At 70.4% G+C, this 11,198-nt stretch carries 10 protein-coding genes; 5 read left to right on the forward strand and 5 right to left on the reverse strand.

Features of this window, described 5'->3' with window-relative positions; genetic code table 11:
- Positions 1-165 precede the first annotated feature (165 nt).
- The 3 genes from FHS44_RS26660 to FHS44_RS26670 all read left to right on the forward strand — a co-directional run bounded on the left by FHS44_RS26660 (position 166) and on the right by FHS44_RS26670 (position 2,356).
- Complete coding sequence (locus FHS44_RS26660; protein ID WP_221461329.1) at positions 166-528, forward strand: phosphomannose isomerase type II C-terminal cupin domain; 363 nt, start codon at positions 166-168, stop codon at positions 526-528.
- 129 nt (positions 529-657) lie between these two features.
- The gene (locus tag FHS44_RS26665) at positions 658-1,329 is read left to right on the forward strand and encodes an HNH endonuclease family protein (protein WP_184719442.1); all 672 of its coding nucleotides are present in this window, start codon (positions 658-660) and stop codon (positions 1,327-1,329) included.
- 103 nt (positions 1,330-1,432) lie between these two features.
- Complete coding sequence (locus FHS44_RS26670; protein ID WP_184719444.1) at positions 1,433-2,356, forward strand: SPFH domain-containing protein; 924 nt, start codon at positions 1,433-1,435, stop codon at positions 2,354-2,356.
- Positions 2,357-2,365: 9 nt separating this feature from the next.
- Here FHS44_RS26670 and FHS44_RS26675 read toward each other — a convergent pair whose 3' ends face one another.
- From FHS44_RS26675 to aceB, 5 genes are read right to left on the reverse strand one after another with little or no spacing between them, the layout of a single operon-like run.
- A complete protein-coding gene (locus tag FHS44_RS26675; protein WP_184719446.1) occupies positions 2,366-3,154 on the reverse strand; it encodes an IclR family transcriptional regulator in 789 nt (262 codons plus the stop codon).
- A 53-nt stretch (positions 3,155-3,207) separates the two neighbouring features.
- Positions 3,208-4,437, reverse strand: a complete 1,230-nt coding sequence (locus tag FHS44_RS26680; protein WP_184719447.1) for a (Fe-S)-binding protein — start codon at positions 4,435-4,437, stop codon at positions 3,208-3,210.
- A 1-nt stretch (position 4,438) separates the two neighbouring features.
- On the reverse strand, positions 4,439-5,623 hold the full coding sequence (locus tag FHS44_RS26685) for an FAD-binding oxidoreductase (protein WP_184719449.1): 1,185 nt from the start codon (positions 5,621-5,623) through the stop codon (positions 4,439-4,441).
- On the reverse strand, positions 5,623-7,080 hold the full coding sequence (locus FHS44_RS26690; RefSeq protein WP_184719451.1) for an FAD-linked oxidase C-terminal domain-containing protein: 1,458 nt from the start codon (positions 7,078-7,080) through the stop codon (positions 5,623-5,625). The genes FHS44_RS26685 and FHS44_RS26690 overlap by 1 nt, the downstream gene beginning before the upstream one ends.
- A gap of 60 nt (positions 7,081-7,140) precedes the next feature.
- On the reverse strand, positions 7,141-8,727 hold the full coding sequence (gene aceB, locus FHS44_RS26695) for a malate synthase A (protein WP_184719453.1): 1,587 nt from the start codon (positions 8,725-8,727) through the stop codon (positions 7,141-7,143).
- 187 nt (positions 8,728-8,914) lie between these two features.
- On the opposite strand from aceB, the gene FHS44_RS26700 reads away from it, so the two are divergent.
- Both FHS44_RS26700 and hflX read left to right on the forward strand, forming a co-directional pair.
- Complete coding sequence (locus FHS44_RS26700; protein WP_184719456.1) at positions 8,915-9,634, forward strand: DUF4097 family beta strand repeat-containing protein; 720 nt, start codon at positions 8,915-8,917, stop codon at positions 9,632-9,634.
- An 89-nt stretch (positions 9,635-9,723) separates the two neighbouring features.
- Positions 9,724-11,190 (forward strand): GTPase HflX, encoded by a 1,467-nt coding sequence (hflX, locus tag FHS44_RS26705; RefSeq protein WP_376771610.1) that lies wholly within the window; start codon positions 9,724-9,726, stop codon positions 11,188-11,190.
- The last annotated feature ends 8 nt before the right edge of the window (positions 11,191-11,198 follow it).

The following is an 11,198-nucleotide window of genomic DNA, read 5'->3' on the forward strand; positions in this document are numbered from 1 at the left end:
ATTGTCCCGGGCGGCCTTCACGTGACCAGCGCGGCCATCCCGGCGAATTCTCGTAACGTGAGGTAATCGTCTCACCTGAGTTAAGCATCCAGTTTCATGGAACATGCGCACTCGTTACGCGCACGTGCCACAGTTCCTGTACTCAGGTGAGTGGATGGAGGCATCTTGCAGGACATCGACCGGCTCGGCGCGGTGATCCGGGATGAGCGCCCGTGGGGTGCTTTCGAGCGGTACACCCTCAACGAGACGTCCACGGTGAAGATCATCGAAGTGGCGCCCGGGCAGCGGCTCAGCCTGCAGCGGCACGAGCACCGCGACGAGCTCTGGGTCGCCCTCGACCCCGGCGCGGTGTTCGAGATCGACGGTGAGCGCATCGAGCCCGCCGTCGGCGACCGCGTGCTGATCAGGGCGGGACAGACCCACCGGCTCAGCTCCTCGGGCAAGGCGACCAGGATCCTGGAGATAGCCTTCGGTCACTTCGACGAGGACGACATCGAGCGCCTTGAGGACTCCTACGGCCGCGTCTGAGCAGGTGAGGGATTGCTTACGTGACCTAGAGCGGCAGATGAGGGTTACGCGGTGTGACCTTATGATTGATAGCGGCGGATGAGGGTAGTTCGCCGCTTCGTCATCGGTGAAATCGTAATAAGGGGTGCCATGGTGCGGTCGGCGCTGGGTCGGGGAGCGGTGGCCGTGGCGGTCGCCTTCACTCTGGCGGGATGCGGTCTCACCGGACAGGCGGGCGGGGGAGCCTCGACCGCCCAGGGCAAGTCCTCCGCCGAAGCCCTCAGCGAGCTGGGCAAGCTGCAGGTCAAGGGGCGTGCCCCGATGACCGGCTTCGACCGCGACAAGTTCGGTCCCGCCTGGTCCGACGTCGACCACAACGGCTGCGACACCCGCAACGACATCCTCAAGCGCGACCTGAAGGACGAGACCTTCAAGGCGGGCACCCACGACTGCATCGTGCTGACCGGTGTCCTGGACGACCCCTACAGCGGCAAGACCATCAAGTTCGAACGCGGCCAGAAGACCAGCTCCGCCGTACAGATCGACCATGTGGTCGCCCTCGCCGACGCCTGGCAGAAGGGCGCGCAGCAGCTGCCGGAGGGCAAGCGCAAGGAACTGGCCAACGACCCGCTGAACCTGCTGGCCGTGGACGGGCCGCTGAACAGCCAGAAGGGCGCCGGTGACGCGGCGACCTGGCTTCCGCCGCGCGGCGCCTACCGGTGCGCCTATGTCTCACGCCAGATCCAGGTGAAGGCGAAGTACGACCTGTGGGTGACGTCCGCGGAGAAGGACGCCATGCGGAAGATCCTCAACTCCTGCTGACGGCCCGCCCGTAGCCCGTCCTGTCACGTCGCTCGTTCGTGACGTGACGCCAATAGGATCCGCCTTCGACAAACGCACTCAAGGCGGACGTAAAGGATGGGCGATGAGCGCTAAGGGGCCGGTCGGCAGACGGAGACGGCTGTGGACCTATCTGATCGCGGTTCCCCTGCTGGTGGTGTGCGGCCTGATCCTCAGCGGTTGTTCGCGGGTGAGCACCCAGCCCGACGAGATGGTCCTGCACTACGCGGGTGGCCTGTTCGAGCCGATCAAGTTCGAGCGGTGCATCAACCCCTCCAGCGGGGCGACGCTGCTCGGCCCCGGCGACACCCCCTACTCCTATCCGTTCGGGCAGCGGACCTTCGACTTCTCCGACACCAAGGACGCCGAGTCCAAGCCGTTGTCCGTCGTCTCGAAGGACAACGTCGAGATGACGGTCTCCGGGGTCGCGACGTTCACGTTGAACACCGACTGCAAGACGCTGCAGCGCTTCCACGAGAAGATCGGGCTGAAGTTCCGCGCCTACTACGAGGACGGCGAGTCCGAGGGCTGGAAGCGGATGCTCAACCTGTACATGCGGGTGCCGCTCGACCGCGCGATGGACGCCGCCTCGCAGGAGTTCGAGTGGCGGGGGCTGTTCAACGACCCGAAGGTGAAGCAGGCCTGGGAGGCCAGGGTCGGCGTGCTGGCCAGGCAGTTCATCGAGGAGACCGGCGGCGCCGACTACTTCTGCAACCCCAACTACACCGGCAGTGGCGCGTGCGGTGACATCTCCCTGACCATCCAGAAGCCCGAGCCGCCCACCGCGCTGGTGAACGCCCTCGCCGACGAGCAGGCCGCCAAGACCGAGAACATCGCCCAGGCGCAGCGCAACGCGAAGGTCCGCACCGAGCTGGAGTCCATCAGGGACCTCGTCAAGGTCCTCGGCCCCCAGGGCGCCGTGCTCTGGCAGGCCATCCAGAAGGGCCAGGTCTCGGTGGTCCCGGTTCCCCAGGGCAGCAACCTCAACATCACTCCTTCCGCCAGATAACCGGCGGGGTCACGCGCCCAGCGCGACGCCGAAGTCGTGGGCGATCTTCCGCATGCCCTCGGCGAGCTCCTCCCGGTCGAGCACCTCGATCCGCCCGACCGGGCCGGAGACCGACATCGCGGCGACCGTGCGACCGCCGTCGCGCACCCCGACGGCCATGCAGTGCACGCCCAGCTCCTCCTCGCCCAGGTCCATGGCATAGCCCCGCTCGCGCACCCGCCGCAGCTCCGTCAGCATGCCGGGCAGGTCGGTGATCGTGTTGGCGGTGCGCCTCGGCATGCCGGTCCGCCCGACCAGCGCCGCCACCTCCTCCTCGGCGCGGTCGGCCATCAGGACCTTCCCCACCGCCGTGCTGTGCGGCAGCACCCGCCTGCCGACCTCGGCGAACATCCGCAGCCTCCTGGGCGAGGGCACCTGGGCCACGTAGACGACGAAGTCCCCCTCAAGCACCGCCAGGTTGGCCGTCTCACCGGACAGTTCGACCATCCTCGCGAGGTACGGCTGCGCCAGCGTCGCGACCATGCGCTCGGCCACCCCGCCGAGCCGTACCAGGGCGCCGCCGAGCGCGTAGCGGCGGTCGGACTCCTGGCGCACGTAACCGCGCGCGAGCAGGGTGCGCAGCAGCCGGTGGATCGTCCCGTACGGCAGGCCGGTCCCGGCGGCGATCTCGGAGAGCCCGGCCTCCCCACCCCGCTCCGCGAGCGCCTCAAGGACGTCGAGCGCCCGGTCGACCGACTGCACGGTGCCGTTGCCGCTCCCGTTGACCGATCCGTCCCTGCTCGGGGCTGTGCTGTCCATGTCGTCTGTGCCGTCCGTTCCCGTTCCGCAGAGGTCTGTGTCTGTTCTACCGCTCACCACGCCCGGTCCAGGCCACGCAGGGAGGCGTCCAGCACCTGGGCGACGTGCGCGACGGGGATCGGGCCGGCGCCACGGCGGCGGACGGCCGAGCCGATCTGCAGGGTGCAGCCGGGGTTGGCCGAGACCAGCAGGTCGGCCCCGGTGGCCAGCACCCGTTCCGCCTTGCGGTCGCCGAGGTCGCGGGCCGCCTCCGGCTGCAGGAGATTGTAGGTCCCCGCGGAGCCGCAGCAGATGGACGACTCGGCGATCTCCACCAGCCTGAGCCCGGGGACGGCCGAAAGCAGCGCCCTGGGCTGGGCGCGGATCCCCTGCGCGTGCGCCAGGTGGCAGGCGTCGTGGTAGGCTACGGTGACCGGCAGCGGGTGCCTTGTGGCCACGGGGCCAATCTCGGCGAGATACTCCGACAGGTCCACGACCCTGATGTTTTGCGCCCGGTCCTCCCCGAGCAGGTCGCCGTACTCCTTCATGGTCGATCCGCAGCCCGCGGCGTTGACCACGACCGTGTCCACCCCGGCGCGCTCGAAGGTCGCCAGTGTCCGTTCCGCGAGCCGTACGGCCTGCTCGGGCAGCCCCGAGTGCAGCGACAGGGCACCGCAGCAGCCCTGCGCGGGCGGGATCACCACCTCGCAGCCCTCCATCGCCAGCACCCGCGCGGTCGCCGCGTTGACCTGGGGGAAGAAGGCGCCCTGGACGCATCCGGTGAGCATGCCGACCGTGGCCCTGCGCCGCCCGACCGCCCTGACCCGGCGCGGCAGCCGTACCCGGGCGGGGACCGGGGGAGCCAGCTCGGCCATCGCGGCCAGGGAGGGGCTGATCCGCTCCAGCCTCGGGGCGAGGCGGCGGCGTGCCCCCTCGGTGAGCCGCAGCGGCAGCCGCATCGCCCGCAGCCGCCGAGGATAGGGGAACAGCCGGAAGACCAGGGCCCGCAGCGCCCGCTCCTGGAGGGGTCTGCGGTGGGCCCGTTCGACCTCGGCCCTGGTTTGCTCGATCAGCCGGTCGTACCTCACCCCGGAGGGACAGGCCGTCACGCACGCCATGCATCCCAGGCAGGCGTCGAAGTGCCCGGCCATCTCCGGGGTCAGCGGCGTGCCCCCGACGTGCTGGCCCATGAGGTGGATCCGGCCCCGGGGGGAGTCCATCTCCTCGCCCCACAGCACGTAGGTCGGGCACGTCGGCAGGCAGAACCCGCAGTGCACACAGTCGCCGATCAGCTCCGGGTCCATCTCAGATCCCTCCCGCGAACCGGCCGGGGGACAGTCTCCGGTCCGGGTCGAACCGCTCCTTGACCCGCCGCATCAGCGGCAGCGCGCCGACCGGCCCCCACCTGTCGATCCCCTCGATCGCGTCGTACGGCGCGGCGAGGACGACCAGGCGGCCCCCGAGCCGGTCGCGGACGGCCGAGACGAACGCCGGGAGCACGTCCGGTGGCGGCGCCGCCCACAGCACCCCCGAGGCGGCCGAGCCCCGCACCCTGACGGGGCCACACGCCGTGACCTCCCGCAGCGTCCGGCCCACCTCGGCGGGAGGCAGGCGCAGTTCGCACAGCACCCCACCGGGGTCACCGGGCAGCGTGTTCCACCAGCCGGGCGCCTCGTCACGGACCCGCGCCGGATGCCCGCCCGCCAGTTCCCGTACGGCCGCCGCCCGTTCCCCGGCCGCCGTCCCCTCGACGAGGGCGGCGACGACCGGCGCGCTCCCGGTTCCCGGCCAGTCCACCTCGACGGCGGACGGCTCGGCCTGCGAGGCCGCCAGCGCGGCGACGAGGCCGTCCAGGGCCGCGAGCGAGTCCGGCTCCACCGTGATCCAGCGGCGCTCCGGCGCGACCGGGTGGAGGCGGAAGACGGCCTCGGTGACGACGCCGAGCGTGCCGTACGAGCCGCACAGGAGTTTGCCGAGGTCGTAGCCCGCGACGTTCTTGACGACCCGGCCGCCGGAGGTCGCGACCGTGCCGTCGGCCAGGACCACGGTGACGCCGATCAGCAGGTCGCGGGCGGTGCCGTACCTGAACCTGCGGGGGCCCGCGACGGCGGTGGCGAGCGTGCCGCCGACGGTGCCCGCGCCGAGCGGGTCGTCCAGGGCCAGTTCCTGGGCGACGCCGGGGAAGGAGGCCAGCGTGCCGACGGGCAGGCCGGCGGAGACCCTGACGACCAGGTCACCGGGGGAGTGCTCAAGAGAGGTCAGGCGGCCGGTGCGCAGCAGCAGGTCGCAGCGCTCGGGCGGGTTGCCCCAGGCCAGCTTCGTGCCCGCTCCCGAGGGGACGACGGCGAGGTCGTGCTCCGCGGAGACCCGCATCAGCGCGGCGACCTCGGCGGTCGTGCCTGGATACGCGACCCAGCGGGGGGCGTCTCCGGGAGCGGCTGGCTCGACAGGTACGCCCGTTCCGCGCAGCGCCTCGAACGGGGTCTCCATCAGAACTGCTCCGCCTGTCCGGACTCGACCAGCGGGTGCGCGCCCCTGCGCACGCCGGGGGCCTCGCCGCACAGGCGTGGGGTCGGGAAGACCTTGCCCGGGTTCGACAGTCCCTCGGGATCGAAGGCGCAGCGCACCAACTGCATGGTGGCGAGATCATCCTCAGAGAACATTTTCGTCATATATCGGGACTTGTCGATGCCGACGCCATGCTCCCCGGTGATCGAGCCGCCGTGTTCGACGCAGAGGTCGAGAATCCTGCCGGAGACCAGCTCGGCCCGTTCGGCGGCCCCCGGTTCGTCGTCGTCGAACAGCACCAGCGGGTGCAGGTTGCCGTCCCCGGCGTGGAAGACGTTGGCCACCCGGATGCCGTGCTCCCCGGAGATCCGTTCGATGTCGGCCAGCACCTCGGGCAGCGCGGTCCTGGGCACCACCCCGTCCTGGACGATGTAGGCCGGGCTGATCCTGCCGACCGCGGCGAAGGCCGACTTGCGGCCCTTCCACACGGCGGCCCGCTCGGCGGGGTCGGCCGCGACGCGCAGCTCGAAGGCGCCGTTCTCCTCGCAGATCCGTCGCACCTCGGCGAACTGGTGCGCGACCTCGGGGGAGGGACCGTCCAGTTCGACGATGAGCACCGCCCCCGCGCCCTCGGGGTAGGAGCAGGCGACCGCCGCCTCCGCGGCCTCGATCGCCAGGGCGTCCATCATCTCGATCGCGGCGGGCAGGATGCCGCCGCCGATGATCGCCGAGACCGCCCGGCCGCCGCTCTCGACGTCGTCGAAGGCGGCCAGCAGCGTCGTCACGGCCTGCGGGGCCCGCGTCAGCCGTACGGTGACCTTGGTGGTGATGCCCAGCGTGCCCTCGGAGCCGACGAAGGCGCCCAGCAGGTCGTAGCCGGGGTCGGTGTGCGACAGCTCGACGAGGTCGCCGTCGGGGGTGACGATCTCCAGGGCGAGGACGTGGTTGACGGTGAAGCCGTACTTCAGGCAGTGGGCGCCGCCGGAGTTCTCCGCGACGTTGCCGCCGATGGAGCAGACCTGCTGGCTTGAGGGGTCGGGCGCGTAGTAGTAGCCCTGCTCACGGACCGCCTCGGTGATCGCCAGGTTGGTGACCCCCGGCTCGACGACAGCCAGCCGGTTCGGCAGGTCGATCGACAGAATCCGCCGCATCCTGGAGGTGACGACCAGCACCCCGTCCGTCCTGGGCAGCGCCCCGCCGGACAGGCCGGTCCCCGCGCCCCTGGCCACGAACGGCACGCCGTGGCGGGCGCAGACCCGCACAATGGCCGCGACCTGCTCGGCGGTCTCCGGGAGCACGACGACCCCGGGACTCGTCCGGTGGTGGGTCAGGCCGTCGCACTCGTAGGTGCGCAGCCGTACGGGATCGGTGATCACCGAGCCGGGGCCGAGGATCTCCAGGAACCGTCGGACCGGCTCGTCGAGGGCGGTGTCCGGCATCGCGCCTCCCTTCCCCCGTGGGGGCCCGTGGGTCACGGGCCCCGCGCGGACGTGGTCGCCTCAGGGCATGCGGGCGTAGGCCGGCAGCGTCAGGAACTCGGCGAAGTCGTCGTCGAGGGCGACCTCCTTGAACAGGGCCGTCGCCTGGGCGTAGCGCTCGGCGTCGTAGCCGGGCTGCGCGGCGATCCTGGCGAGTTCCTCCTCGATGATCCGCTCGACGAGTTCCCTTGTCACCACGGCGCCGGTGTCGGCGAGGCGGATGTCGTTGTGGATCCACTGCCAGATCTGGGAACGGGAGATCTCCGCGGTCGCCGCGTCCTCCATCAGGTTGTGGATGGCCACCGCGCCCTGCCCGCCCATCCAGGCCGCGAGGTAGCGCAGCGCCACGTCCACGTTGTTGCGCAGCCCTGCCTCGGTGATCTCCCCCGGCGTCTTGGAGACCGCGAGCAGGTCGGCGGCCGAGACCGAGACGTCCTCGCGCAGCCGGTCGAGCTGGTTGGGCCGGTCGCCGAGGACGCCGTCGAAGACCTCGCGGCAGACCGGGACCAGGTCGGGGTGGGCCACCCACGAGCCGTCGAACCCGTCGCCGGACTCGCGGGTCTTGTCCGCGGTGACCTTCTCCAGGGCGACCCGGTTGACCTCGGGGTCGCGGCGGGAGGGGATGAACGCGGCCATGCCGCCGATGGCGTGGGCGCCGCGTTTGTGGCAGGTGCGCACGAGCAGCTCGGTGTAGGCGCGCATGAAGGGGGCGGTCATGGTCACCGCGTTGCGCTCGGGCAGCAGGAACTCCCTGCCCCGGGTACGGAACTTCTTGATCACGCTGAACAGGTAGTCCCAGCGGCCCGCGTTCAGCCCCGCCGAGTGCTCGCGCAGCTCGTGGAGGATCTCCTCCATCTCGAAGGCGGCCGGGTAGGTCTCGATCAGGACGGTCGCCCTGATCGTGCCCCTGGGGACGCCGAGCAGCTCCTGGGCCCTGACGAAGACGTCGTTCCAGAGACGGGCCTCCAGGTGCGACTCCATCTTCGGCAGGTAGAAGTAGGGGCCCTTGCCCTTGGCGATCTGCCGCTTCGCCGAGTGGAAGAAGTAGAGCCCGAAGTCGACAAGTGAACCGGAGAACGGCTCGCCGTCGAGGGTGAGGTGCTTTTCCTCCAGGTGCCAGCCGCGCGGGCGGACCACGATCGTCGCGAGCTCCTCGTCGGGCCTGAGCGCGTAGTCCTTGCCGCCGGAGGAGAAGTCGATGGTCCGGTCGAGCGCGTCCCGCAGGTTGAGCTGGCCGTTGACCGTGTTCTCCCAGGTGGGGGCGTTGGCGTCCTCGAAGTCCGCGAGCCAGACCTTGGCCCCGGAGTTCAGCGCGTTGATCGTCATCTTGCGGTCGACGGGGCCGGTGATCTCCACCCTGCGGTCCTCAAGGCCGGGCGCGGGCGGGGCGACCCGCCACTCGGACTCGCGCACGTGCCGGGTCTCGGGCAGGAAGTCGAGGGTGCCGCCCGCGGACAGCTCCGCCTGGCGCTCCTGGCGGGCCCGTAGCAGCTCAAGGCGCCTGGCGCCGAACTCGCGCTGGAGTGTGGCCGTGAAGGCCAGCGCCTCCGGCGTGAGGATCTCGTCGAACCGGTCCGCCGATGGGCCGTGGATCTCAACGCCGTCCATGAGCTTCCTTTCCGCAGAGTGGAAAAATACTTCTGAATTGTGGAATAGACGCTACTCGATGCCTGGCCAGGGGGAAAGCCCGGGGTCCATAGGGGGTCCTGTCGGGGGATTCCCCGATGGAGGGCGAGGCCGTACTCCAGGAGAGTTGGACAGGTCCCGAACAGGGGGCGCACGAGGAAGGTCGGAGATGCTGTCCAAGCTGGTTGTGAGGAAGAACGTGGTCGCCGTGGGGGCGCTCGCCGGAGCGGCGGTCGTCCTGCTGTCCGGATGCAGGGTGAACCTCGACCTCGGGGAGCAGAGGCAGTCCGTCACCTCCTACACCGTCGGGGGCGACCTCACGGCCCTTGAGGCGTACACCCACGCCGGGGACGTCGTGGTCGCCGAGACCGGGCAGCGGGAGGTCAGGGTGACCGAGACCCGCCACTGGCACGGGGACGCCAAGGACAGCCCGAAGACCGAGCACCCCGTCGCGGGCGGCACGCTCACCCTGCGCTACGACTGCCAGCGCTCCTCGCACTGCTCTGTCGACTACCGGATCGAGATCCCCAAGGGGCTCGCGGTCACCCTGGAGTCCACCGCGGGCGACCTCACGCTGCGCGCGCTGACCGGCGAGGTGAACGCGACAGCCACCTCGGGCGACATCGAGGGCAACGACCTGGGCGCGAAGAACCTCGTCGCGACCACGGGGGCGGGCGACGTGGAGGTCAGGTTCGCCGCCGTGCCCACCCGCGTCGAGGTCGAGACCGGCGCGGGCGGTGCCACCGTACGGCTGCCGCAGGGCGGCTACAACGTCACGGCGGGCACCGGGGCCGGGGAGGAGATCGTCAAGGTCACCAACGACCCGGCCTCGCCCAACGTCGTCTCGGTACGGACCGGCGCCGGGGACGCCAAGGTGCTGCCCGTGTGAGCCACGCCGGATAACGGGATGAATCCCCAGCCGTTCACGTGGCACCATCTTGGGGAAGAGACCTCGGGGTTCGGGCGTTCTCATAAGGGATGACGCATACGAACCACGTATCTGAACGGAGCGACAACATAGACACTCGTGAGCCGCTGGAGATCGACCGATTCGACGACCTGCCGGAGATCGGCGAGATGGACCTGGCCGAGCGCCAGGCACTGCGCAGGGTCGCGGGGCTCTCAACGGAGCTCCAGGACGTCACCGAGGTCGAGTACCGCCGGCTGCGACTTGAACGAGTCGTCCTGGTCGGCGTCTGGACCTCGGGAACGGCGACCGACGCCGAGAACTCCCTCCTCGAACTGAAGCTCCTGGCCGAGACGGCCGGATCCGAAGTCCTGGAAGGGCTGATCCAGCGTCGTCAGAAGCCCGACACCGCCACCTACATCGGCTCGGGCAAGGCGCAGGAGCTCGCAGACATCGTCGAGGCCACCGGCGCCGACACCGTGGTGTGCGACGGAGAGCTGAGCCCCGGCCAGCTGCGCCAGCTTGAGGAGGTCGTCAAGGTCAAGGTCATCGACCGGACCATGCTGATCCTCGACATCTTCGCCCAGCACGCCAAGAGCCGCGAGGGCAAGGCACAGGTCGAGCTGGCCCAGCTCAACTACCTGCTGCCGCGCCTGCGAGGCTGGGGTGGCAACCTGTCCCGCCAGGTCGGTGGACGCGCCGCGAACGGCGTCGGCATCGGTGGCCGAGGCCCCGGTGAGACCAAGATCGAGCTGGACCGCAGGCGCATCCGCGAGCGGATGGCCAAGCTGCGCCGCCAGATCGGGGAGATGACCACCGCCAGGGAGACCAAGCGGGCCAGGCGTCTTTCCCGTGAGGTGCCCGCGGTCGCCATCGCCGGATACACCAACGCGGGCAAGTCCTCGCTGCTGAACCGGCTGACCAGCGCCGGTGTGCTGGTCGAGGACGCCCTGTTCGCCACGCTGGACCCGACGGTCCGCAGGGCGCACACGCCGGACGGCAGGCTGTTCACGCTCGCCGACACCGTCGGGTTCGTCCGGCACCTGCCGCACCAGCTGGTCGAGGCGTTCCGCTCGACGCTTGAGGAGATCGGCGACGCCGACCTGATCCTGCACGTGGTCGACGGCTCGCACCCCGACCCGGAGTCACAGCTCGCCGCCGTGCGGGAGGTCGTCTCCGAGATCGAGAGCGCCCACGACATCCCGGAGATCGTCGTCGTCAACAAGGCCGACGTCGCCGACCCGGTCGTGCTGGCCCAGCTTGAGGCCAGGGAGAAGCCCATCGTCGTGGTCTCGGCCCGCACCGGCGCCGGGATCGACGAGCTGATGGCGCTGATCGAGCGGGAGCTTCCCCGCTTCGACCAGGAGGTCAGGCTGCTGGTGCCGTACCAGCGGGGCGACCTGATCTCCAGGGCGCACCGGGAGGGCGAGGTGCTGGGCATCGAGCACACCGGTGACGGCACGATCCTGCACGCCAGGGTCCTGCCCTCGCTCTTCGCCGAGCTGGAGCGGACCGCCAAGCCGGTCGAGACCGTCTGAGAGACAGC

Origin of the sequence: Streptosporangium saharense, assembly GCF_014203715.1 — a bacterium.
Taxonomy (GTDB): Bacteria; Actinomycetota; Actinomycetes; order Streptosporangiales; family Streptosporangiaceae; genus Streptosporangium; species Streptosporangium saharense.

Bases quoted from the DNA above. Each gene is read 5' to 3' on its own strand.
- aceB (WP_184719453.1), bottom strand. From the start codon at position 8,727: ATGGACGGCGTTGAGATCCACGGCCCATCGGCGGACCGGTTCGACGAG.
- FHS44_RS26670 (WP_184719444.1), top strand. From the start codon at position 1,433: ATGAGCGCTAAGGGGCCGGTCGGCAGACGGAGACGGCTGTGGACCTAT.
- FHS44_RS26665 (WP_184719442.1), top strand. From the start codon at position 658: ATGGTGCGGTCGGCGCTGGGTCGGGGAGCGGTGGCCGTGGCGGTCGCC.
- hflX (WP_376771610.1), top strand. From the start codon at position 9,724: ATGACGCATACGAACCACGTATCTGAACGGAGCGACAACATAGACACT.
- FHS44_RS26690 (WP_184719451.1), bottom strand. From the start codon at position 7,080: ATGCCGGACACCGCCCTCGACGAGCCGGTCCGACGGTTCCTGGAGATC.
- FHS44_RS26685 (WP_184719449.1), bottom strand. From the start codon at position 5,623: ATGGAGACCCCGTTCGAGGCGCTGCGCGGAACGGGCGTACCTGTCGAG.
- FHS44_RS26700 (WP_184719456.1), top strand. From the start codon at position 8,915: ATGCTGTCCAAGCTGGTTGTGAGGAAGAACGTGGTCGCCGTGGGGGCG.
- FHS44_RS26680 (WP_184719447.1), bottom strand. From the start codon at position 4,437: ATGGACCCGGAGCTGATCGGCGACTGTGTGCACTGCGGGTTCTGCCTG.
- FHS44_RS26675 (WP_184719446.1), bottom strand. From the start codon at position 3,154: ATGGACAGCACAGCCCCGAGCAGGGACGGATCGGTCAACGGGAGCGGC.